Source organism: Longimonas haloalkaliphila, assembly GCF_055379825.1.
Window position 1 is genome coordinate 1,683,897 of the sequence record NZ_AP043948.1, and the last position, 22,844, is coordinate 1,706,740.

A 22,844-nucleotide genomic window follows, 5' to 3' on the forward strand; every position below is an offset into this window, starting at 1 on the left:
CTGCCGCCCCCACTGGGCATTGCCGTAAAATCAATTATGATCAATTATGATACCTGAGGGAGGCAGGCATGTCTGCTATTGCTATCGAACTACCTTAGACCACAAACACCAGACCATGATAGGCAGAAGCCTGAATCGCGACAGGCTGACAGACAGACGTGGCTCTTGCGTTGCGGTTGGTGCGGGTTAATCGTCGATAACAGACGAGATGGCAGTTTTGAGGTCGCGTGTCGTAAAAGGTTTAGTGACGACATGGTCGACATGCGGCAGGGCGGGCGTCGTGTCGGTGTATCCTGAAAGCAAGACAATGGGTATGGCAGGATACGAGTTGTGCACCCGCTCAGCCAGCTCGGCGCCGTTTGTTTCGGGCATGCCAAAGTCAGTAAAGATCAGGTCGACCCGCGTCGAGGCAAGATACTCAAGCGCAGCATGGGCTGAATCGACGGAGGTAACGGTATGCCCCTGGTAGGAGAGCAGTTTTTCGATTGTGCGCCGGACCATTGGGTCGTCGTCGACAATCAGAATCGAGTAGGCGGTCTCTTCGCCTTCCGACTCGGAAGAATTGTTTTTGGAAGGAGCGTCCTCGCGACGGTCTGCGCAAGGGAAATGCAAGGAAAACGTGCTGCCCTCTTTTGGGACGCTTTCAACGGAAATCGATCCGTTATGCTCTTGCATGATGCTATAGGTGGCTGACAACCCCAATCCGGTTCCTTCTTCCCCTTTCGTCGTAAACAGGGGCTCAAAAATGCGGGCTTGCACTGATTCATCCATGCCAACCCCGGTGTCTGACACGTCGACACCTACGTACTGAGGCTCTTGATCTGATTCCTCCTTTGGAGGCTCCTTCTGGGTTTCGGCCCTGTCATGAGGATGCGAGCACGTGTAACTACGGATGCGGAGCGTGCCGCCCTCGGGCATCGCGTGCACGGCATTGAGGATGAGGTTGACGAGCACCTCGCGAAGTTCAGAGGCCACGCCTCTGATGGGCGGGGTATCTTCGTAGTTGCGCTGCACGTCGATCTGGATGCCCTTGCGACGCGGCTCGTTACGCCAGTACGGCCGCGTTAGCATGAGGCAATCGTCAATGAGCGCCTCAATACTGAGCGTTTCAGTGTGCATCTCCGTGTCGTCGCGGATGTAGCGCTGCAGCTTCTGGATGAGTGAGGCCCCGTCTTGCGCTGCGCGATGTACCGTGTCGAGCGACTTGCGTTCTTCTTCTGGGAGACGGTGCAGCACGTTTGCCTCTTGAACGAGCTCAAGATGGCCCATCAGCCCGCTAAGCAGGTTGTTGAGGTCGTGGGCTACCCCCATCGTCATGCGTCCAAGCGTCTCCATACGATGCCGCTTGGTCTGGGAAGGCACCCAACTTGAGGGTTCAGCAAGCACCTCGCCCGTAACGGTAAGGGCGCCGACGTATGCGGTGCGCGTCTGAGGAGACGACGCGATGCGGACGGGAATCGCGTTGAGCAGAATTGGAAGGGGCTCGTCACGATCGGGGGTGTGCGCATCTACAAGCAGACCGGTAACGAGTCCGCCCGACGCGGCTTCCTGAAGCGCGTCGCGGGCCCGAAGCTGGTCCTCTTCGCTGAGCCGCCCCCAGGGCGAGCGCATCGGGCCCATTACGTGACGCCAGGCCTCGTTGCAGTGGGTGATCGTATGATCGGTGCCGGGTTGATTGTCAGCAGGAAGCGACCAGGTGGCTACCAGCAGTTCTGGATTCATGGTGTAAACGGAGCAGGGGGGAGGTAGAGGCAAAGAAGCAGAAGTAACATAACACACCAGACGCGAAACGTACAGGCATACCCTTCGCGAAGCCTGTTCACGAACGTTACTGTAGCTACGGTCAGATAGCAGAACTCCTCAGCAAGAGGTTAATGCTACGTGCAAACGCATGAAATGTGCACGCGTGGTGTGATATGCACGTAAAGACCAGGTGCGTAGCACAAACGCGTACCGCACAGCATTTCCAAGAAACGGAATGGCAGCACTTCGATACAACCCTATGTACTTTACACGTGCGTGAGTCTCTATCCTACACAATGCAGATGGAAGCGCTTTGCGTATTCTGGCTTGCGGGCGTTTCTGAGAGATACGCACGACGTGCAATGCCTGTACGGTACTTTGTACCGCGCCCTGTACTTCACAGCGGGAAACAGGACAATCCTTATGCTTACCTACTGACCCCCCTACACGACCATGTGGCACGATAGCGTTCTTGGAACCGTTGGCAACACCCCGTTGGTGCGCATCAACCGGTTGGCAGAGGGGGTGCCCTGTACCGTACTTGCTAAAGTTGAGTTCTTCAACCCAGGGGGCTCTGTGAAAGATCGGATTGGCATCTCAATGGTTGAAGATGCCGAAGAGAAAGGGCTCATCGAGCCTGGGGGGACGATTATTGAGGGCACCAGTGGGAATACCGGGGCCGGACTCGCCATTGCCGCAATTGCAAAAGGATACCGGTGCATCTTCACGACCACTGACAAGCAGAGCCAGGAAAAGGTGGACGTACTGCGGGCGCTTGGCGCTGAGGTACTGGTCTGCCCTACAAACGTGGAGCCTGACGATCCACGCTCCTACTACTCAACGGCGCGACGGCTGGCTGAGGAGATTCCGAATTCGATCTACCTGAATCAGTACGACAACGACTCAAACACGCAGGCTCACATTGAAACCACGGGCCCCGAACTGTGGGAGCAGACAGAAGGACAGATTACCCACTTCATTGCAGGCGCTGGCACCGGAGGTACCATCTCGGGTACCGGGCGCTACCTGAAAGAGCAGAATGAAGACGTCACGGTTGTTGGCGTAGACCCGTATGGATCGGTCTTCTACAAGTACTTCCACGAGGGCGTTTTTGACCACGATGAGATCTACCCGTATGTCACAGAAGGGGTCGGGGAAGACATCCTTCCTGAGAACATGGATTTCGACGTGGTAGACGACTTCGTGCGCGTTGACGATAAAACAACGATGCAGATGACGCGGCGCTTGGCCCGAGAAGAAGGGCTCTTCATCGGGCAGTCCTGTGGCATGGCGATGGCCGGGGCGCTCCAGTGGCTACACGACCACAAAGCCACGCTCACCGAAGACGATGTTGTTGTGGTACTGCTGCCCGACTCCGGTTTCCGCTACCTCTCCAAGACCTACAACGACGAGTGGATGCGAAGCCATGGCTTCATGGAAAGCCGTACCAACGTGACGGTTGAACATGTGCTTAAGCGTCGCCCTGCGGGAGAGGCAGTCATCGCTGCGTCGCCCGAGGATACGCTTGGATCCGTAATCGAGCGGATGACAGAGAAAGGGATCTCGCAGATGCCCGTGCTCAATGAAGAAAATGAGGTTGTGGGAAGCATCACCGAGACGCAGATCCTGAATGAACTGATTACCTCACCAGATGCGCGCAACGAAGCTGTGGAGAATGTGATGGGCGATCCCCTTCCAGTCGTGCCCACATCGCTACATCTAGAGCATCTGTCAAGCTACCTGGAGAGCGGGGCCGGAGCGGTTCTTGTCGAAACCGATGCTTCTGAAGGGGCCTACTCGGTTATCACGAAAAGTGATCTCATCGGTGCACTGGCCCACGCTAATAGCAATGGCGCCTCTTAATCCCACAAGGTTAATCCCACAGGGATTCAGGAGGTCCCAGAGGGCATACTACTCTTTTTTCCATATAGGCTTTCCGACACCATGGCTACTTTCAATCCAAACGCCGACGGCGACTCCGAAATGAACATCGAGCTGACCAAGGAGGAGGCCGAAGGTACCTATGCCAACCTTGTCATGATTGCGCATTCTCCTGAGGAGTTTATTCTGGACTTCATCCGGGTCGTGCCGGGGGTCAAGAAAGCGCGCGTAAAGAGCCGCATTATTGTAACTCCGCAGCATGCCAAGCGGCTGTTGGGTGCGCTGAAAGAGAACATTCAGCGCTATGAGGATGCACACGGTGCGATCGCCGAGCCGAATCAGGATGAGGGAGAAGGAGGCGCACCGCCGATGAACTTCGGTGGGTTCCGTGGCAAGGCATGAGAGGCATAACGCGTTTCCTGCTCCAGATGACGCCCTGAAACAGTTTGTTCAGCTGTCTACAATCGTTTATAAATGACTGCGCCCCGTATCCCCTACGGATACGGGGCGTTCGCGTCTGTACGAGGCTGTATCCGGATGAGGCGGCCGATTACTTGCGTGCCTGGATCAGGAGCAGCAACGCTACAATAGCGAACAGCAGATGCGGCACCCAGGCCGTAATCCAGGGTTCAACGGTGCCTGCGTACCCAAACGGCTCTGTGAGCTTCTGGGCGGCCAGGTAGAGCAGCGCTACCAGTAGCCCAACCCCGAACCGGACGGCCTGTCCACCCCGATGCCGAACGGCAGCCAGGGGGACAGCGATGAGCACGAGAATGAGGTTGGCCATTGGGTAGGCATATTTGTCGTGATAGGCAACCAGCGGCCTACCGAGCTGTCCGGCACCGGATCGCTGAAGTGATTCGAGGTAATAGCGCGCTTCGGTAACGGTCATAGCCTCCACATCCCGAGCCGTGCGTGCCAGGTCACGGGGCAGCACCTGCAGTGTTGTGTCCATGCGTGACCGATAGGTATGCTGCATGGGGCGGTCTACTGAGAAGGCCCGTTCCTGCACGCCGACCATACGCCATACAGCAAGCGAGTCGACCCATTCCATGCGGTCGGCATCGAACCGCCTTACAAGCTGCTGCTCTTCATTGAACTGCTGCAACGACACGTGATGCCCGCGCTGCTCGTTCGCATCGTAGTAGCCCACCGAGACGATGCTCAACGGGTCATTCTGGCGGTGGATCTCGCTCACCTCGATCGTCTGGCGTTCTGGATGCAAATATTCATTGTCGTACTCCACCACAATCTCGTTCGCGCGGGGCACGATCCAACCGTTAAACCCAAACATGAGGATTGTAAGGAAGGTGCCGACCAACACGTACGGACGCATCAGCCGGTACAGCGAAACCCCCGACGTTTGCAGCGCAACGAGCTGCACCTCTTGAGCGAGCCTGCCGGTTACGTAAATGCAAGCCAGGAAGATGGCAAGCGGCGACGTAAGCCGTATAATCTCAGGAGTATAGGCTGGGTAGTAGATGAGAAACACGTCGCGCATGTCAGCGCCCCGGTCGATAAAGTCGTCGTTGTACTCAACCCAGTGCAGGACGATAAAGAAGACAATGAGTGCAGCTACGAAGAGAACAAATCCCTTGAGCACGCGCGCTACAATATGCCAGTCAAACCGAGTCACAGTCTGCACCTATTCAAGATCAGTAAAGCTACCACAGACAGGCATCCGTGAGCAGATTGCGAAAACTGGACGTACCTGCGCTGTAGCGTTCGCTTCTTTGCAACGGTTCTGTTTACTTATGGATCGGACCAACTGTTCACGCAACCGCGCAACCTCCCATGAAAGTCCACGAGTACCAAGCGAAAGAAATTTTAAGCGACCACGGCGTGTCGATGCAGACCGGCATTGTGGCGAATACCGTCGACGATGCTGTCGCAGCTGCCAAGCAGCTGCAGAGCGACGGGGCGTCCATGTTTGTCGTCAAGGCCCAGATTCACGCCGGTGGGCGTGGTAAGGGTGGCGGCGTGAAGCTGGCGCGCTCGATCGATGAGGTCGAAGAACATGCCGAGGCTATTCTGGGCATGAATCTCGTTACGCACCAGACAGGCCCCGACGGCCAGAAAGTGCGTAAGATCTTGATCGCCGACGCGGTCGACATCGAGCAAGAGTTCTATGTTGGCGTTACGCTCGACCGGGCCAAAAGTCAGAACGTCATCATGGTCTCCAGCGAGGGCGGCGTCGAGATTGAGACGGTCGCCGAAGAGACGCCTGAGAAGATCATCAAGGCATGGATCGATCCGGTTATTGGGCTGCGTCCGTTTCAGGCGCGACGGCTCGCGTTTGGGCTTGGGCTTGAAGGCCCCGCGCTCAAGCAGGCGGTGCGCTTTATCATGGCGCTCTATGAGGCGTTTGAAGCCACCGATAGCACCATTGCCGAGATCAATCCGCTTGTGCTAACCGGAAGCGGAGACATTGCGGCGGTTGATGCCAAAATCAACCTCGACGACAACGCGCTCTATCGGCACCCCGACCTGGAAGCGCTGCGCGACATCCATGAAGAAGACCCAACCGAGGTTGAGGCCAGCGAGCACGGGCTCAGCTACATCAAGCTTGACGGCAACGTAGGGTGCATGGTGAACGGTGCAGGCCTTGCTATGGCAACGATGGACATCATCAAGCTGGCCGGGGGCGAGCCTGCTAACTTCCTTGACGTAGGGGGCACAGCCAATGCCGAGACGGTTGAAGCAGGGTTCCGTATCATTCTGAAAGATCCAAATGTGGAAGCCATCCTCGTCAATATCTTCGGGGGGATTGTGCGCTGCGACCGCGTTGCGAAGGGCGTAATTCAGGCAGCACAGAACATCGACCTGGATGTGCCGCTCATCGTACGTCTGCAAGGCACAAACGCTGAAGAGGGCAAAGAGCTTCTCGATGAAAGCGGGCTGGAACTGCGTTCAGCGGTGCTGCTGAAAGAGGCGGCCGACAAAGTAACGCAGGCGCTCAAAGAGGCAAACGTGGCCTAACGGGTCCTCAAACAGGCTTTCAATCGGCCTACAACGATACGCGCCTACCGCTCGCAGAGGGGTAGGCGCTTTTTTGTTGGGCGTTTGCTCAGGTACATCCGGACACAAGACCGGGGATACAGGATCTAAAAGAGGCTGCCGCCTCCACGCCCGCCCCCGCCATCAAGCAGTCCGCCGGCTGCGCCGCCCAGACGGCCCCCCGCTTCGTTACGGGGTACGTTCAGCTGTAGCAGGTTGCGCAGCTGCCCGCCTTTTACGTTGAGACTGAAGCTGTAGGACTGCAGGCGCCCAAATGGAGCCCACGAGAACGACATCTCCCAGGCGCCCAGGTCGCGATAGATCGAGAGCTGCGTGGTCGTGATCTCGGTCTCCACGATGTCGAACCCACTACGTCCACTGATCTGCCACTTGGGCGTCAGACGAAAGTCGAACGTGCCGTTTACAGAGGCGCGGTGATTGGCCTCACGAAAGCGACGGCTCATGTTGTACGTGAAGTCGAAGCGTAGCGACCAGGGCAGCGCAAAGTCTACGCGCCCCGGCGCCGTCATATCTGGACGGGGCGGGGTCGTGCCGTCTACCGGACTGCGCTGGTCGGGCGTCGGCCCACCCTGCCGCTGACGGCTTGCCGTCTGTTGGGGGCTCCTTCCCTGCTGGCGATCGCCGCCACCGCCCCGAAGCTGCCCGCTGAACGACGCGTTGAATTGCGTGAGACGCAGCGGCGTGAGTAAGCTATTCGAAATCATATATTGGTCGATGACCGAAAATTGCTCTCGGTCGGGGTCGTCAGAGACATTGGTAAACTGATAGGGCGAAAAGGTGGAGCGCAGGTTGATGTTGTAGTCGCTAACACGGGTGCGTGCCGTAAGTCGAATGTCGCTCAGGTTGAGCGAGTCGGCCGCGAGGTTGTACGACGACGAGGCGTTGAGCCGGAGTAGCTGAATCGTGTTCTCCTGGGTAGCTCCGGTCGTATCCACCCGTACCCGCTTTGTCTCAAACTGATTGTTTACACTGAAGCTGATGTTCTGTTGCTCCGTACTTCCGCGCACGTCGCGCCCGGTAAAGATATCGTAGCGCTGCTCCGTGCCGTCAAGGTCTGCAATATAGGTGCGCGTTCGTCCCCAAAACGGGTTGTTGAAGTCGGGTTGGTAGCTGTAGGAGATCGAAGGTTGCACGCGGTGACGCAGGCCACGGAACGATCCTACGCGTACAGGAAAGAGCCCAAAAAACTCGGTGCTCATGCTTACGCCCGTCGAAAAGTCATGGAGTGCAGCAAATCCGGATTCGGTGCTGCGCTCCACACGCGTTTCTACGGGCGTGCCCACGCCCGGCGCCGTCTCATCGGTATCGAGCGTGTCAACAACAAGCTCCTTACGCTGCGTACGCAAAACCCATTCTGAACGGTAGCTGACATTCGGGTTGATGCTCAGGTTGTACTGGTTGATCCGAAACGTTGCGTTGACCGGGATGCGGTGGCTGGCTTCAATGTCAAACGGATCGGTCCGGTCGGGGTCGCTGTGTCCCTCACGATACGCACTGGGGGATACGAACGCCTCATACCATTCGATATCGGTCTCCTCAGTCGGACGGTAGACAAACTCATTGCTGAGCGATCCAGTGTAGCTGGTGGTAATGCGTTCGTACCAGGCTTCGTCGCGCCCCACGCGGTCGCGCTCGAAGGGTTTGAAGCTTCGCTGGTTAAACGAGACGTCGGGGAGCGTGAGCCGAGTGTCGCCCGAGTTGAGGTTCTGGCGCTGATTGGCTTGCACTGAGATCTGGCGGCCGCTGCCCTGCCAGCGCTTCTGATAGCGGATGTTAGACGACACTTCCTGCCGAACGGCGTCGTTGAAGTTTGTCGTGTTCTCGCGGACAAAGTCGGACGATGTAACCAGGTTAACGCGCCCCCGAATGGAGGAGGTCGGGTTCAGGTCCTGGTTGTGGCTCCAGCGCAGGGTACCCTCGACCGAGCTCTGAAAGTCGGGGTCTTCTGGCTGGCCGATGCGTTCAAACAGTACGTTCAGGTTCAGGCTGCCGTCGTAGTGGTAGCGGCGGTTGTAGCGGAATCGGGGACTGATCTCAAAGCTTCCGCCCGACCACACGCCCCCGCGGACCGTGAGATCAGTAAACTCGTTCATGGCGAAATACCACCCAAAATCGCGCAGATAAAATCCGCGCCGATCTTCTCCATACGTGGGAGGGAGCGGACCGCTACGCCGTCCTTCGGTGTAGGGGACGATGCCGAAAGGAAGCCAGAGCGGCGTTGGAATATTGAAGATGTAGAGCTGAATGGGTCCGGTATAGACCCATCGTTCGTTAACGAGCTTCATCCGGTCGGAGCGAAGCGAGTACGATGGCGTGACGCCAGGGGGGCGCTGGTCGGTTGTGTAGCTGCCGCGCTGCACAAACGACGTTCCCTCTTCATATCGCTTGATCACGCCTCCCTCAATAAACCCCTCGGCCTCAGAAGTGCGGGCCTGTGTGATGCGGCCACGCTGCGTGCGGAGGTTGAAGGCAAGCGACTCGCCAGAAAACTCATCGCCGTCGCCCCGGTCGAACACGGGAAACGGCGTGCGGGCCGTATCCGACGGGGGGCCCGAGGCATGCATCTCATCGCTCGCAAACAGGTAGCGGATGGTCTGGGCCTGCAGCACGTTCTCTTGGTACGTAGCCGACGCTTCGCCATGCAAGGTGCCAGTGTCGCCGTCGGGGTCGTCAAACGATAGGATAAGCGAGTCGCGAGCCGCCAGCTCGATAGGGGCATCCAGGGCTCCCTCGCGCGCTTCCGGGCGTTCCTGCGACGGCGCTGCCTCGCCAGCAGGAGCAAGGGCATCTTCGGGTAGCTCCGCATCCGTGGCCTGTGTGGTGTCAGGCAACGCGTCAGCGTCAGGCAACGGATCGGAGGCGGTGGTATCCGCGTCCAGCGTATCCGCGATCACATTGGGAGGCGCAGCGCTGGCGGTTGTACCAAAGGAGATGTTTTGTTTTGTGGCGTCTGTGGCGAATGCGGCTGTTGCAAGCAGCGCTCCGCATCCTATCCAGACCCAGAGCAGCCCCGCAGCTATCCAATTCCATTGTTGCGGACACCGGTGAGTCATGATTGCTTTTCGTGAGAGCGCAAATACAGCAGCGGGTTCAGTCCGCCTACAGAAGGGGGAGGTCGGGAGATGCGAAGCGGAGTATTACGACATTGGTGAAGCATCGAATGCAAGACGGGCGGCCCCCAAGAGGCCGACCTCGTTGCCGAGGCGTTCTCGCTCAATGCGAAGGCCGTCTCGGAGTCCGGGTGCGACGTACTTCATAAGGGACTTGCGCGCCGGATCCAGCAGAAAATCGCCAGCCTTTGACACGCCGCCGCCTACAATGATGACGCGGATGTCAAGCAAGTTTACGGCGCTTCCAAGCCCACACCCGAGCTTATGTCCGGCCCAGGCGAGGATGTCGATTGCGGCGGTGTCGCCCTGTGTGGCCGCCTCATGCAGGGTGCGTGGCGACAGCGCGCTCAGGTCGCCGTCGGTGAGGGTATAGACGAGGCTGTCGGGATGGTTGCGTAGCCGCATACGGGCGTGCTGCGACAGGAATTGCTGTCCGAGGTACGCTTCGAGGGCGCCGCCCACGCCGGAGTTCGCCAGGGGGCCTTCGTAGTCAATGGTCATGTGTCCAACCTCCCCTGCGCCGCCGGTGCTTCCACGAAATATCTTGTTCTGGTGGATGATCGCACCACCCACGCCGGTGCCAAGGGTAACCATCAGAAACGAGTCGTAAGCGGCTCCTGCGCCATAGTGAGCACAGCCAAGTCCGGCTACGTTGGCATCGTTTTCCACGACAATGCGCGAAAGCCCAGTTCGAGTAGCCAGTTCCTCGCGTAGATCGATTACGTTCCAACCCGGCAGGTTGGGGGGATGACTGACTGTGGTGCGATCAAGGTTAATGGCGCCGGGAGAGCCAATGCCAATACCTATAGGCGCAGCGTCATGGTCGTCTGAGAGGCTCGCGGTTAGCTCCGCGATGGTATCGAGCACGTGCGTAGGACCGCGTTCGGCCTCGGTAGGGCGCGACCGCTGTTCAACAAGGCCGTGGCGCTTTTCGACCAGTCCGGCTTTGATATTGGTTCCGCCAAGGTCGATGCCGATTGCGTGCGTGCTCATGTAGACGGATGGTAGGTGTGGAGGCGGGGCTACTCGATTCGATGCACGGTTTCGTCGGGGTACTGCATGCCATACTCCTCGCGAGCGATGCGCTCGATCGTCTCGTCAGAGAGCGGGTCTTCCAGCTGCTCGCGAAGATTTTCGATCTGGATGCGCAGGCGCTCGTTCTCTGCACGCACCTCCTGGTGCTGCTGGTGTAGCTCAACGCGATGCATGATGCTGTGCGTATCCAAAAAGAAGACCCATATAAGGCCGAACGCAAGCACCAGCACCGCAGTCCAGCGTAGAATAGTGCGTCGTGGTAGAGAAAGCAACATGGCAAGAGACCATGAGCGATAAAGCAGTGAACAGAGCGCCACGCGTGCGCAGGCATACAGCTGGATAGCATAGCAGCGCGGCTATCCGGCGCGGCTATGCAGCGCGGGTGAAGGCACCTTTCCCGGGATATTCAGCTGCTGCACCGAGACTCTCTTCAATGCGAAGCAGCTGGTTATACTTGGCGAGCCGGTCGCTTCGGCTGGCCGATCCGGTCTTGATCTGGCCGGTACCCAGTGCTACAGCCAGATCGGCGATGGTCGTGTCTTCGGTCTCCCCTGAGCGGTGGCTGACCACGCTCGTGAACCCGTTCTCGTGGGCAAGGTTGATGGCATTCACCGTTTCGGTGAGGGTGCCGATCTGGTTGGGCTTAATCAAAATCGAGTTGGCTGCGCCCTCGTCAATGCCGCGCTGCAGGCGCGTAGTATTGGTCACAAACAGGTCGTCGCCAACGAGCTGCACGCGATCGCCAACCGCATCGGTTAGCTGCTTCCAGCCGGCCCAGTCATCTTCATCCATTGCATCCTCAATCGAGATGATGGGGTAGCGTTCGACCCAGTCGGCCCAGTAGGCGACCATTTCCGCAGAGCTACGCGGATTATCGGGATCGCTTTTCCAGAAGACGTACTGGCCGTCTTCATACATCTCGGCGGTGGCCGGATCGAGGGCGATGGCGAGGTCCGTGCCAGCTTCATACCCAGCAGCCTCGATCGCCTCAATGACCCGCTCGATGGCCTCTTCATTGGATCCAAGGGCAGGGGCGAATCCGCCTTCATCGCCTACGGCGGTGCTATAGCCATTCTCGGAGAGCACGTTTTTGAGCGTATGGAAAACCTCGACACCCATGCGCAGCCCCTCAGCGAAGCTGGTTGCTCCGATAGGGACAACCATAAACTCCTGCATATCCACGGTATTGTCGGCGTGGTGCCCCCCATTCAAAATGTTCATAAGTGGCACCGGCATGCGTTTGGCCAGTGCGCCCCCAAGGTAACGATACAGCGGTAGCGAGTGCGTCTGAGCCGCGGCTTTTGCGGTAGCCAGTGATACGCCGAGAATGGCATTGGCGCCAAGATTTGACTTGTTATCGGTGCCGTCTAGGTCAAGCAGGACAGCGTCAATGCCGTGCTGATCTGCAACGGGATGATCCTTTAATTGGGCGGCGATCTCGGTATTGACGTTTTCCACTGCCTGCTGCACGCCTTTTCCGACATACCGATTCGGGTCGTCATCGCGTAACTCAACGGCTTCATGCACACCCGTTGAGGCTCCACTTGGAACAGCGGCTCGCCCGCGCACCCCTTTGTCTGTGATCACGTCTACTTCGACCGTGGGGTTACCCCGGCTGTCGAGAACTTCGCGAGCTATAATGCGCTGAATGGTCGCCATAGTGGTAGAGGGGTTGGTTAAAATAGTTTTGTGAGCAGACCTCAGTTATAAAGAACGGCAGTAGCAGCGCAAATAACAAGAAAGAGTGGTTTCCTGATTACGAAAAAAGGATAACAACAGACGAATAAGAAGGAAGACGTGGGGGATAGCCAAGTCAACCTATACAAACAAAAGAAAGGCCAGCGGACCTGCCGCTGACCCTTCTATGCTACGGTGATAAAGCCGCATGGGGCTATGCGGATCACGCTGCGTTGAGGGAGCGGAGGCGTTTACCGCGTGCGCACGGTCGTGCTTTCGTTAATCCATGAGTAGCACCCCGAATCGATCCGGGTGCTTTCGCCCTGCGACCAGTCATCGCGGTAAAACACATCCTCAGTGCTCGGAAAGTACTCGCGATATGTATTTGCTTTGTTGCGGGCGTTATTCGCTACGCTCTGATCGCCGCCGCGTTGGGCCCGCTCGTAATGATCAACCGCGAGCCAGTAGACGGCCCGGTCGGACCGGCCCATTTCGCTCCCTGCACATTCAGAGACGGCCTGCACGTAGATATCGCCGATCGATACATGAGCCAGTGCGAACGAATCATCGACCTCCAGGGCCCGGCGGAAGTAGGTGCGGGCTTTAGAAAGCTGCCCCATTCGTTCTTGCGCTTGGCCCATGCTGTGGTAGTCCTCGGCAGTAAGTTCGGCTCCTTTTTCGACAGCGGTTTCGAACGTATCGAACGCATCCTGGTGCTCACCATCTTCGAGATAGAGTTGCGCGATCGCAACATAGATCTCAGCCGGAGGATCCATCGCCATTAAGTCTTCGGCCAGCTCGTTAGCTGCATCCAGGCGGCCTTGCTCAATGTACAGCGAAAACAGCTGCGCGATGACCTCTACATTTTCTGGTTCATCTTCCACAACGCCTTCAAGATAGCTGATCAGCTCATTGGGGTTGCGGTCGAAGATGCGATCGCGCTCACGGTTCACGATCGACATCACCTCCTCGTCGTCTCCACGGAGCTCTTCTGCACGCGACATGAACGCAATAGCATCTCCCTGATCGCCGCGCTCAACATACTCTTCGATGATTTCATTAATGAAATACGTCTGGATACGCTGCGGGTCGATTTCGAAGGCACGCTCGTAGTGAGTCGGAGCATTAGCCAGGTTCTCGTACGAGTTTTCAAGTTCCGAACCGTACTGCTGTAGAAAGCGCCCACGGTTCATCTCCCACCGGTACATGTTATAGTCGATGCCTTTGTCGTCGAGCTTATTGGGGGCGTCCGACAGCATCACGGCCGCTGAGTCAAGGTAAGCTGCCCGCTCAGATTCGTCATTGGCCTTTTCAGCCAGGCCGGCGTACAGGTCTACAGCGCGGCGATAGTTACGGTCATCGTCGAAGGGAGCAGTAGGCGCATGCTCCAAGATCCATCGCAGGTTGGGCGCTGCGCTCTCCCACTCTTCGTTGTTATAGTCTTCGGTATAGAGACTGTACGCCCGGCGAATGTCCATATCGCTTGGACCTTCGGCGTCATTGCTCTGCGCGTACAGCGTCTGGGGGAGCAGTGCTCCCGCAAGCATAACTGCTACAGCGAAGAGGGCGGTGGAGAGCCTGGGGCTAATCGTGGCGTGCATTTGAGTGTATACATTATTGAACAGGACGTAACAGAATGTTGAACACTATGCACATTGTGTGTGCATGTGCGTAGGCCGAACTGAAGCGCACGGTGGAGTCAAGGGATCTTCGTGCAGCAACGCAGGGATGCCTTGGGGAGCACGTGCAGCCGTTCAAAGAGGCAGCTTACCTGAGCCTGCGCTGCTGAAACCAGCGTTCGCCGATACTTACGCGGGCCGTAATGCCGTAGTAAGTGTCGCGCACGAGGCCCTGGTCGGTTGTACCTTGTCGTCCTACACTTCCTGTAAGATCAATCCGCGTGCCAGAAATGGCGGTAGGCAGGCTAATCCCCAAACGAGCTTCAACCGCGTTTATGGACGTCTCGGCGGTGGGCGACGTATACAGCTGCTCATAAGACACCCCGACGCGGTAAGCGGTCTGAGCCAGGAACCCACGGAAGGCATCGTCTCCGGCCGGGCGCCACTCCAGACCCGAGGAGACCCGCCAGCGGTCGTTGAGTGTCTCTGTTCCGCCCTCCGGGAAACTGAATGGCACGCCAGCGGTCGCTGTAAGGCTGCTTGAGGCATTGCCCCAGGGAGCATACACGCCCTCTGTTGTAATGGTAAGAGCAGCACTGGGCGCATAGGCGACGCCGACTTTGGCCGTCCAGGGCATATCCAAGGCGCCTCCTGAAGCTGTACTCAGCGTGTCTTGGTCAAGACTCTCTCCTGTAGTGCGTGTGCGTGTGCCCGACAGTTCGGTGGGGAGCGTAAAGGCAGCCCCCACCATGAGGTTGTCATCGTCGTTGAGGACGTTGTTTAGCGTGAGGTGGCTGCCGATCGTGGCTGTAAGTGCTGAAAGACGGATTCCGTCCGTAACGACAGCATCCCTGAAATCGGTACGCTCAAACGAGGTGCGGCGCCGGCTTTCAATGGTGCCAAACAGATAGTCAAGACTCGCGCCTATGCTAATAGCACTGTTGATGCGGTAGCCCATTCCGCCCGTAATGGTGTGAAGGCCGCCGCGTCCAAGAAACTCTACCTCATAGTCAAGAGACTCATCAGGAAAAGGGCTTGTCGCTGATGTGCCGGGCTGTATCACGCGGAAGTTAGAACGAGATACAGGAGCGAATCCAAACGCTACTCCTATCTTCTGGCGTTCGAGAGGAAAGCTAAATTGGACGCCGTCGAACGTTCCTGCTGTAAGGCGGCTGTCTTCCGTGTTCGTGCTGGACTCAATGGTACGAAATCGTGCCCCAAGCGAGGCACGCGTAAGCACCTGGTCGCTCCATAGAGCGGGATTGCTGAAGTTCGTGTAGTTGAGGGAGCGCAGCGCTACGCCATGGCCGCCCATCGCCTCGGCCTGAGACGAGGCGATGACCTGAAGTTCGCCAATGCCAAATCGAGAGTAAATAGACCCGTCGCCGGCAGACTGGCCCCATACCGGCAGGGTACTGGCTATAAGAACCAGGGCGCTAATCAACAGCGTTCGAACAGAGTGAGTCATGAAAGTCAGTTGAGAATCAAGCAAGTGCAGACCATGCAGGTGAATGGCTCCACGCAGCGGGCGTGGAGGTCAATTGTGCTGTCTAAGTCGGGGCGACGAAGCAGCACTAAAAAGGAGTTACGGTTACGGTAGCGCGGGGACTGGTAGAAGAATCCTCATTTGCATCAGGGGCTACCCGGTGAAAGACAGAAACGCCAAGTGAGAGCTCGTCGGGAGGGCCGTCAGTTCCACCACGAGGCGTTACGATAAAGCGCTGAAAAGGTGGGGTGCGCAGAAAACTGTCTTCAAAGACTTGCAAGGGGTTTTCGCCCGTGATGCGCACTGCGTCGGTGACAACGGAGATACCGCTGGCTAACGTCACCTCTTGATCATCATCTGTAGAAATCCCGGAAAGCGAGTAGTCCGACGGCTGTGGGCGTACGAATCCTTCTGGAGTGTTCTCAAAGAAGAGCGTAGAGTCAACAGGCAAGACAAACTCAGCCCGGTTAACCGGAACGCCCTGGAGCGTATCGAGCGGAGGATTCTCAAAGTCGAAAGCAAACGTCAGGGTCTGGCCAAATCCGCTCTGAACGAGGATCCGGTCGTCGGGCAGGTTCGGGGGGGCATCGCGTTCCACAGTTGTGAGGCTGGCGCGGCCCTCAAGGGCCGTGGTGTCGCTGCCAGTCACGACGCTTAAATTGGCGTCGGTGCGGTTGAATCCTACAGCAGCGTTCCCCGACTCGTGGGCAATACGGAAGCCAGCAAATGTATCAAGAAATGACTGGCCACCATCGGTGGTATCGCGGAGCGTGGCTTCATTCTCCTGAATCCAGGAATCAGGCAGCGGGATGAGCACCTCCTCGTCGGTGGGCGAGAAGTCAACCGAGGTGACGGCATCGCCTGATGCAAGGGTCGTGTCGGTACGTGCCTCATCAGGAGACCAGGGGGCCAGCATGTCGTAGACGGTCAAACTGAGCGTGCCGGTCGTGTCGCCATATACAGAGACCGGTACGAACCGGAGGAATGCACTATCTACGGGATCCTCAACGAATGAAGACGACACAGATGCGGGCTGACGAACATTGAAGAACCCCTCGGCCCGCGTTATACCGGCAACCGGATCGTCTACGCGTCCTGCGAAGAAACGTTGTGGGCTTTGCGTCCCGATTCCTCCTGCTACAGCCGGGGTGCGTTCGGTGTCTACCGTGTTGGGCAGCAGGTCAAGGGTAATGGGCTCGCCGCCCTCAAGCGGATCGGGACCAACTCCAACTCCGACCCCGGAAGGGTCGTCGTCGCACGCGAGCAGAACGAGCATGAGCCCGCTAAGAAAAAAAGCGTACAGAAACAGTCGGGCAGTGTGCATACGAGATAAGAGACGCCTGGCAGAGCGCAATCGTGAGAAACATGACGAAAAAGCGCGTTATTGGTTGGTTACAGTTCGGTGGTGTAAACAACCGAAAACCCCAAACGGAAGACAGTCGCTTGGGTTCTCTGACTATGAGGTGCAGTACTTACGAGACGTCTGATGGTCCGCCTGTTTCGAAGAACGCCGGCATACCCAGTCTGACGTGCCACACTTGGAGGTGCGGCGTTGAGGCTGTGTTAAGCCGGAAGGGGAGAGGTAATTGCTAACACATGTTTGTGTAGAACATGGATTCATGCACAAAACATATGTTCAGGTACGACCTGGCTCAACTTGAGAAAGCGGGCTCTGATCAGAACTCGGTCCACCATGGAGTTGAAGAGGCCCCGTGGCAAGAACCGCTACAGCAAAGATGGCCACGGGAAGCCGCTCAGCCCGCTCAAAGCTACTATGCTGTTCTTGGAGCCTGTTTGAGTTTTGGTTTGCAGGCGAGAGCGAGCGCCGCTAAGGCGAAAATTGGACCACGATGGCGGTTCGTAGCCGGGGCTACGGGCCGACGTCGGGGGCAATTTGCACCAGGGGCATGACCTTCGGCCCCAGTCCAGCGCCGCCGCTCGGAGCCCAAATTAAGAACGCAAAACAGGTTCTTAGTCAGGTAGTTTCTAACTGCGCATACAGGTCAAGCATCTGCTGCTGCGCATCGTCATCTGAGAGCGATACAGCGGCTGTGCCGTTTCCATTGAGGGGCGCCATGCTGGCAGCGTAGGCGGCACCTGTAGCATGATAGTCAGCCGCCTGTGCGTCGAATCCATCGGGCACCTGGCGTGAGAGCGCAGAGGCGTCGGGCGTGAATATGAAGTGAGGCTCGTGGGTCATCTGCTCATGGGTTACATACTCCTGTTGGAGCAGAACGGGAAAGAGCGCGCTCTGCCACCCGAACCCATGAACGACTTCAGGAATCCAGCGGAGCGACACAAGGGTCTCCAGAATAGCCCGGTTGAAAAACAACGCATGGCTTTCAGGAAACGCATCGGAATCAGGAGCTTCCGGAACGTGGCTGTCGTGACCTACGAAGTATACCTGAATGCGCGTATCCGGAACCGAGGCGACCTTGACCGTGCAGGCGTCTGTTGTGCCATTGATCGGTACTTCGGTCCCCGAGAGGCGGATGACCTCATGAAGGCGGTTACGCCGCTCGTTGATCGCGCCAAACTTAGGCATGAAGACGCGAACGTCGTATCCGCCCTGCTCCTGTGTGCCTTCGGCAAGCGACCGCACCAATCCTGATAAAGGCGAGGAGTTTGTAAAAGGCTCCATTTCGCCAGCGATATACAAAATGCGGGTCGGTCGCGTCATAAAAGTAAGTAGACTGCGTCGTATAAAAGAGCACGATAGAGACAAAAAATTGCCCTCTATAGCACGAGAGCAAATATTTTATTGCTCCTAAGTATAAAGAAAATGCACGCCAATCGCAACAATTCTATGTTCGTGGTACCTAGTCCCAAAAATCAGCAGATCGGGGGCTGTCCGGATTGTGTGCGCTGCATAACGGGACGCATAGCGCGACGCACAATAACGATGCATAACACCAGGCCGAAACAGGACTCTATCGGATTGGCTTCCAAATAAAGATTTGAACCCGTAAATACACGGCGTGTATATCGGATTCAATACGGTGCGCGGAAAAGTCGCATTCCTCCTTCCTTTTTAATTGCCAAGGTGGTTAAGTATGGCTTCCAAAGCCTCCCCGCAAGTTGCTGTCAACGGGACGATACGGGTACGTCCGATTAGCTTCAATCACAGCATTCTGCTATTTGACGGCGTATGCAACCTGTGTAATGGGTTTATCAATTTCATCATTGACCAAGACCCGGCTGGTCACTTCAAGTTTGGGACGCTTCAGCGCGAGCCCGCGCGCTCCTTCCTGTTCTCAGCTGGATACGACCCGGACATCCTCGACAGTGTTGTTCTTGTACAAGAAGGCAGGATCTACCGCGAGTCAACAGCTGCACTGCGCGCACTGCAGCGTCTGGGGGTGCCCTGGTCGCTGCTGTCGGCAGCGCTGGCCTTGCCTCGTCCGGTGCGCGACGCTGTCTACCGGCAGGTTGCGTCAAGCCGCTATGCATGGTTCGGGAAGCGAAGCCAATGTCGCATCCCTACACCCGACATACAGGAACGCTTCATCGATACAAAAGAGGGGTAGAAGCGCCTGGTAACGCCTTAAGCGTCTGTTTGGGTTTGGGTTTGCAGCCCATTGAAGCCGCTCGCAGCCCAAATTAAGAAATCAAAACAGGCTCCCAAAGTACCCCTACACCCCGAAAAGGCCTGTCGGGCGCTGCCTAATAGGCGACCTGCACCCGGGTGCCGAGGGTATGCTCGGCGCTGCGCATCTCGCCTGCTTCGTTGCCGCCAAACATGGTGCGTTCGCCAACCACCATGAACCGGATGTTACGTATAGGATACCAGGTGATGCCCGCGGCTACGGCTGTTCCGTGTTGGACCTGAGAGTCGGGGGCGGCAAACGTCGGAAAGGTATCGTCGTCGAAGGCAAACCGCTGGACTTTGGCACTCACTTCGAACGCGCCCCAACTATTCTGTTCGGGATTATACGTGTTGCGTGGAGCCACGCTGCCGTATGTTGCTGACTCGCCGGTAAGCAGGTACGACGCCCCGACCTGCCACGCGTGGTGTCGGAGCGTCTCGATGGTATCGCCGGATTCCACCGCCTGGCTGCTCAAGGCGTATTCTCCTAACAGGCCCAGCGAGCCAGCGTGGTAATAGAACTGCGGTACGAGGCGGAGGCGAGGCCCGGCGGCACGAACCGCTGGGCGATAGCTGAAGAGTGGGCTTTGGTGCAAGGTGCGATAGGTCGGGAGCCGGTCGCGTTCAATCCCATAAGATGCGGCAACACCTACGCCCAGCCCGTTCAGTCTTGCAGGCGCATCCGATACGCCGCGCCAGGGCTCGATAAAAGCGCGTCCTACAATGTCTTTCGCGGGCTCCTCGTCGCCGTCAAGACTTACGCCATCGGGCGCACCGTTAAAGACACCAATGGCGTATTCGAGGCGTTGACTAAGCGTTGTTCCGTGTAACTGAAAGCCAATGTCACGATTGGGGACAAAGGCAGTCGGATATCCCCGCTCAATGTGCATCATCGTGTTTGGCGACTGCAGAAATTCAAGGCCAACGGGCGTCTTGAACTTCCCTGCACGAAATGCAATGCTCGGTGCAAACCGAAAATCGACGAACGCATCCTGCAGCCCAGCGCGGCCCTGTCCGAAGTTGGACATAAACTGTACGCTAAACCGCCGTTGTACTGTAGCACGCAGCCGTACGCGTGCCCGGCGCATGTAAAACGAAGTAGTCGTGCCGGGTGCTTCAGTGAGCAGGATGCGGGTATCCGCGTGAGCATCGCCCCCGATGCGCAGCTGATAGGAGCCGTCCTCCGATCCGATGCGGAATCCGCCTGAGTCAGCAAAAATTGACTGCGCGTGCGTGGAAAGGGGAGCCCCTAACAGCAGAAGCACCGAGACCAGTCCGCCAAAAAGAAGGGACCGAAAAGAGCGGAAGGAGTGGAGAAGCGTTTTTAGCAAAGCGGTTAGCAAATAGGACGGGGCAAGAGACGGCATATATTGAGGGAAGCTTATTGAAGCGGCGTAGATAAGAAAAGTGTCATGTCCGGGCCAACTCGTTACCGGGCATAGTGAACTACAGGGAAGCTTACATCAGTTAAGACCAGTTAACTGCCTGAGTCAAATGCCCGAGGCAATCAGGAGCTCAATATCGCGATAGGGCATCCCGAAAAGCGTAGCCAGGCTTTTCTTTGTGAGATGCTGCCGATACACGTAGGTGCCGCTTCGCAGGCCCTCGTCATTCCAGAGCGCGTCGTTGATGCTGCCAATCTCTCCAATGCGCTGCAGGTAAGGCACGAGCACGTGCGTGAGCGCATAGCTGGCCGTTCGAGCGACGTTTGACGGCATGTTCGGAACGCAGTAGTGGATGACGTCGTGCTCCCGGTAGGTCGGCTTTGAGTGCGTTGTCGGGCGACTTGTTTCGATGCAGCCGCCCTGGTCCATAACCGCATCCACGATTACGCCGCCCGCAGCCATTGACTCGACCATATCATCGGTGACGGTGAGGGGGGACCGCTGGCCATCCGACATCATCGCTCCGATAACCACGTCGGCTGAGCGCACGGCCTGCCGTAGATACTGTTCGCTTGCCATGGCGGTGGTGATGCGGCGGTCGAGGTAGTGCTCCAGCGAGCGCAGAGCTCCCAGTTCCTGGTCGAGCACGATCACCTGTGCGCCGTAGCCCAGGGCTGTGCGAGCTGCCCACTCTCCAATCACGCCGGCGCCCAGGATGACGACCGTAGCGGGAGGGACCCCCGAGATGCCGCCGAGCATGACGCCTTTGCCGCCCTCGTTGCTTTCGAGGAAGCGACCCGCTACCTGAATTGCTATCGAGCCTGTGATCTCGTGCATCATGCGCACAAGCGGAAAGGTGCCATCGCGGTCACGGATAAACTCAAAGCCGATGGCTGTGGTGCGTAGCCGCTTCAAGTGATGCAGGTATTCCGGGGACGTGCCGCCGAGGTTGAGCGCCGAAATCAGGATCTGGCGCTCCCGCATCATATCGAGTTCGTCGTCGTTGGGCGGACCCACTTTAACGATCAGGTCGCACTCGCCGTAGAGGTTGGCCGGGTCATCGACAAGCTGAGCGCCGGTTTCCGCATACTCGTCATTACGGAAGTGCGCCTGCGCCCCGGCCTCTCGCTCCACGTACACCTCGTGTCCAGAGGCTACCAGGGCAGCGGCCCCACTTGGGGCAAGGGCCACGCGCCGCTCCTCATTGGCGACCTCGCGCGGCACGCCGATCCGTAACTGGTTTTCGGCATTGCGTTCTTTGAGCGGTTGCTCCATCGTCATGAGGCCATGCTCACGCGACAGGCTTTGCAGCGACGATATTTCCATGAAGCGTTTCGAAGGTGCTAAGCAGAAAAGCGTTGAGATAGCGCGCTACAGGGCCCACCGTGGGATGCACGTGGGATGCACACGGAGTAAATGGGGGCTGCGCGTTCGAGTGGGGTGAACATGTACAGTATACGGGCCAGATCGGGAAATTGCATCTTGCACATGTAACATCCAGCAGAGCCGCTCTAAATCACGGTGCGGCCACGGTCCAGCGGTGCATCACGATGCCTGAAGCTACAGCTACGTTGAGCGATTCGGTAGCGGGATGGTCGGCACTTCCAGACACGGATACAGGCTCGTCGATCGCGTCTAAGCGTGCCGCGCTCAGGCCATGTGCTTCGCTACCTACAATCAGCAGCGAGGGCTGCACGGGATGCCAGTACTGTACAGGTGTACCGCCCATGTCGGCTCCGTAGCAGGTCATACCTGCACGGCGTGCCAGCGCGACCGTCTCCGAAAGATCGTCGTGTCGGGCCAGCGCAACGTCCCAGTGCCCTCCCATGCCGGCGCGGAGCACCGACGGGTGAAAGAGTCCGGCAGTCTGTGCGCCCGCTACGACGGCATCAACGCCGAACCAGGCCGCGGTGCGGATAAGCGTGCCTACATTGCCCGGGTCTTGCACGCCATCCAGGAGCAGGGCGGTGGTTGCGCGCTCCAGCACCGATGCAGCGTCATGCAGGCTGATCCGTACAGTGGCCAATAGGCCCTGGGCAGAAGCCACCGGAGCCAGCTTGTCAAGCGTGTCGGCATCGGTGACGTAGCGAGGCACGTCGGGCAGGTCGAGTTGGCGAAAGCGGGGGGCGTTAAAGGCGGTTTCAGTGCCGATCACGTGTCCGATGCGGGCACCGCCCTGCACGGCAGCCTCTACCGCGCGAATCCCTACCAGAACGCTTAGCTGAGCACGCTGCCGATTGGGGCGGCTCTGTAAACTTGTTAGCGTAGTAGACATTCGTTTCGAAAGGGGCGAAGGCTGCGGCA

The 22,844-nt window shown here is 57.8% G+C and carries 17 protein-coding genes; 4 read left to right on the plus strand and 13 right to left on the minus strand.

The window, feature by feature from the left end; all coding sequences use genetic code 11:
• Positions 1-186: 186 nt before the first annotated feature.
• Entirely contained in the window at positions 187-1,722 is a 1,536-nt protein-coding gene (locus ACZ48V_RS06700; RefSeq protein ID WP_464542806.1) for a hybrid sensor histidine kinase/response regulator, read from the minus strand.
• A gap of 474 nt (positions 1,723-2,196) precedes the next feature.
• Here ACZ48V_RS06700 and ACZ48V_RS06705 point away from each other — a divergent pair, with 474 nt between their 5' ends.
• Both ACZ48V_RS06705 and ACZ48V_RS06710 read left to right on the plus strand, forming a co-directional pair.
• Positions 2,197-3,606: a cystathionine beta-synthase gene (locus tag ACZ48V_RS06705; RefSeq protein ID WP_464542808.1), complete on the plus strand. Its 1,410-nt coding sequence runs from the start codon at positions 2,197-2,199 to the stop codon at positions 3,604-3,606.
• An 81-nt stretch (positions 3,607-3,687) separates the two neighbouring features.
• Positions 3,688-4,026 carry a DUF3467 domain-containing protein gene (locus ACZ48V_RS06710; protein ID WP_464542809.1) on the plus strand — a complete coding sequence of 113 codons (339 nt, stop codon included), beginning with the start codon at positions 3,688-3,690 and terminating at the stop codon, positions 4,024-4,026.
• 148 nt (positions 4,027-4,174) lie between these two features.
• Here ACZ48V_RS06710 and ACZ48V_RS06715 read toward each other — a convergent pair whose 3' ends face one another.
• A complete protein-coding gene (locus ACZ48V_RS06715; RefSeq protein WP_464542810.1) occupies positions 4,175-5,260 on the minus strand; it encodes an LptF/LptG family permease in 1,086 nt (361 codons plus the stop codon).
• 158 nt (positions 5,261-5,418) lie between these two features.
• On the opposite strand from ACZ48V_RS06715, the gene sucC reads away from it, so the two are divergent.
• On the plus strand, positions 5,419-6,603 hold the full coding sequence (sucC, locus tag ACZ48V_RS06720; RefSeq protein ID WP_464542811.1) for an ADP-forming succinate--CoA ligase subunit beta: 1,185 nt from the start codon (positions 5,419-5,421) through the stop codon (positions 6,601-6,603).
• Positions 6,604-6,728: 125 nt separating this feature from the next.
• Here sucC and ACZ48V_RS06725 read toward each other — a convergent pair whose 3' ends face one another.
• From ACZ48V_RS06725 to ACZ48V_RS06760, 8 genes are all read right to left on the minus strand, one after another.
• The gene (locus ACZ48V_RS06725) at positions 6,729-9,695 is read right to left on the minus strand and encodes a putative LPS assembly protein LptD (RefSeq protein WP_464542813.1); all 2,967 of its coding nucleotides are present in this window, start codon (positions 9,693-9,695) and stop codon (positions 6,729-6,731) included.
• Between the two features lie 84 nt (positions 9,696-9,779).
• Positions 9,780-10,745 (minus strand): ROK family protein, encoded by a 966-nt coding sequence (locus ACZ48V_RS06730; RefSeq protein WP_464542814.1) that lies wholly within the window; start codon positions 10,743-10,745, stop codon positions 9,780-9,782.
• Between the two features lie 29 nt (positions 10,746-10,774).
• A complete protein-coding gene (locus tag ACZ48V_RS06735; RefSeq protein WP_464542815.1) occupies positions 10,775-11,062 on the minus strand; it encodes an FtsB family cell division protein in 288 nt (95 codons plus the stop codon).
• Between the two features lie 94 nt (positions 11,063-11,156).
• A complete protein-coding gene (gene eno, locus ACZ48V_RS06740; RefSeq protein WP_464542817.1) occupies positions 11,157-12,446 on the minus strand; it encodes a phosphopyruvate hydratase in 1,290 nt (429 codons plus the stop codon).
• 269 nt (positions 12,447-12,715) lie between these two features.
• Complete coding sequence (locus tag ACZ48V_RS06745) at positions 12,716-14,065, minus strand: tetratricopeptide repeat protein (protein ID WP_464542819.1); 1,350 nt, start codon at positions 14,063-14,065, stop codon at positions 12,716-12,718.
• A 166-nt stretch (positions 14,066-14,231) separates the two neighbouring features.
• Positions 14,232-15,551 (minus strand): hypothetical protein, encoded by a 1,320-nt coding sequence (locus ACZ48V_RS06750; RefSeq protein ID WP_464542821.1) that lies wholly within the window; start codon positions 15,549-15,551, stop codon positions 14,232-14,234.
• Positions 15,552-15,657: 106 nt separating this feature from the next.
• Positions 15,658-16,893, minus strand: coding sequence for a hypothetical protein (locus ACZ48V_RS06755; RefSeq protein WP_464542823.1), 1,236 nt, complete (start codon positions 16,891-16,893; stop codon positions 15,658-15,660).
• Positions 16,894-17,544: 651 nt separating this feature from the next.
• Positions 17,545-18,249, minus strand: coding sequence for a glycogen/starch synthase (locus ACZ48V_RS06760; protein ID WP_464542825.1), 705 nt, complete (start codon positions 18,247-18,249; stop codon positions 17,545-17,547).
• A 373-nt stretch (positions 18,250-18,622) separates the two neighbouring features.
• On the opposite strand from ACZ48V_RS06760, the gene ACZ48V_RS06765 reads away from it, so the two are divergent.
• Positions 18,623-19,096 (plus strand): thiol-disulfide oxidoreductase DCC family protein, encoded by a 474-nt coding sequence (locus tag ACZ48V_RS06765; RefSeq protein WP_464542826.1) that lies wholly within the window; start codon positions 18,623-18,625, stop codon positions 19,094-19,096.
• Positions 19,097-19,232: 136 nt separating this feature from the next.
• Here the strand turns inward: ACZ48V_RS06765 and ACZ48V_RS06770 are convergent, their stop codons facing one another.
• From ACZ48V_RS06770 to ACZ48V_RS06780, 3 genes are all read right to left on the minus strand, one after another.
• Entirely contained in the window at positions 19,233-20,486 is a 1,254-nt protein-coding gene (locus ACZ48V_RS06770) for an OprO/OprP family phosphate-selective porin (protein WP_464542828.1), read from the minus strand.
• A gap of 159 nt (positions 20,487-20,645) precedes the next feature.
• Positions 20,646-21,866, minus strand: a complete 1,221-nt coding sequence (locus tag ACZ48V_RS06775) for an alanine dehydrogenase (protein ID WP_464542829.1) — start codon at positions 21,864-21,866, stop codon at positions 20,646-20,648.
• Between the two features lie 190 nt (positions 21,867-22,056).
• Positions 22,057-22,815 (minus strand): TrmH family RNA methyltransferase, encoded by a 759-nt coding sequence (locus tag ACZ48V_RS06780; RefSeq protein WP_464542830.1) that lies wholly within the window; start codon positions 22,813-22,815, stop codon positions 22,057-22,059.
• Between the last annotated feature and the right edge of the window lie 29 nt (positions 22,816-22,844).

What these genes read in the sequence shown, in the direction of transcription:
- ACZ48V_RS06755 (WP_464542823.1), bottom strand. Translation starts at nt 16,893, where the DNA reads ATGCACACTGCCCGACTGTTTCTGTACGCTTTTTTTCTTAGCGGGCTC.
- ACZ48V_RS06730 (WP_464542814.1), bottom strand. Translation starts at nt 10,745, where the DNA reads ATGAGCACGCACGCAATCGGCATCGACCTTGGCGGAACCAATATCAAA.
- ACZ48V_RS06780 (WP_464542830.1), bottom strand. Translation starts at nt 22,815, where the DNA reads ATGTCTACTACGCTAACAAGTTTACAGAGCCGCCCCAATCGGCAGCGT.
- ACZ48V_RS06725 (WP_464542813.1), bottom strand. Translation starts at nt 9,695, where the DNA reads ATGACTCACCGGTGTCCGCAACAATGGAATTGGATAGCTGCGGGGCTG.
- ACZ48V_RS06705 (WP_464542808.1), top strand. Translation starts at nt 2,197, where the DNA reads ATGTGGCACGATAGCGTTCTTGGAACCGTTGGCAACACCCCGTTGGTG.
- ACZ48V_RS06775 (WP_464542829.1), bottom strand. Translation starts at nt 21,866, where the DNA reads ATGGAAATATCGTCGCTGCAAAGCCTGTCGCGTGAGCATGGCCTCATG.
- ACZ48V_RS06735 (WP_464542815.1), bottom strand. Translation starts at nt 11,062, where the DNA reads ATGTTGCTTTCTCTACCACGACGCACTATTCTACGCTGGACTGCGGTG.
- ACZ48V_RS06760 (WP_464542825.1), bottom strand. Translation starts at nt 18,249, where the DNA reads ATGACGCGACCGACCCGCATTTTGTATATCGCTGGCGAAATGGAGCCT.
- ACZ48V_RS06710 (WP_464542809.1), top strand. Translation starts at nt 3,688, where the DNA reads ATGGCTACTTTCAATCCAAACGCCGACGGCGACTCCGAAATGAACATC.
- ACZ48V_RS06745 (WP_464542819.1), bottom strand. Translation starts at nt 14,065, where the DNA reads ATGCACGCCACGATTAGCCCCAGGCTCTCCACCGCCCTCTTCGCTGTA.
- ACZ48V_RS06700 (WP_464542806.1), bottom strand. Translation starts at nt 1,722, where the DNA reads ATGAATCCAGAACTGCTGGTAGCCACCTGGTCGCTTCCTGCTGACAAT.
- sucC (WP_464542811.1), top strand. Translation starts at nt 5,419, where the DNA reads ATGAAAGTCCACGAGTACCAAGCGAAAGAAATTTTAAGCGACCACGGC.
- ACZ48V_RS06750 (WP_464542821.1), bottom strand. Translation starts at nt 15,551, where the DNA reads ATGACTCACTCTGTTCGAACGCTGTTGATTAGCGCCCTGGTTCTTATA.
- ACZ48V_RS06765 (WP_464542826.1), top strand. Translation starts at nt 18,623, where the DNA reads ATGGCTTCCAAAGCCTCCCCGCAAGTTGCTGTCAACGGGACGATACGG.
- eno (WP_464542817.1), bottom strand. Translation starts at nt 12,446, where the DNA reads ATGGCGACCATTCAGCGCATTATAGCTCGCGAAGTTCTCGACAGCCGG.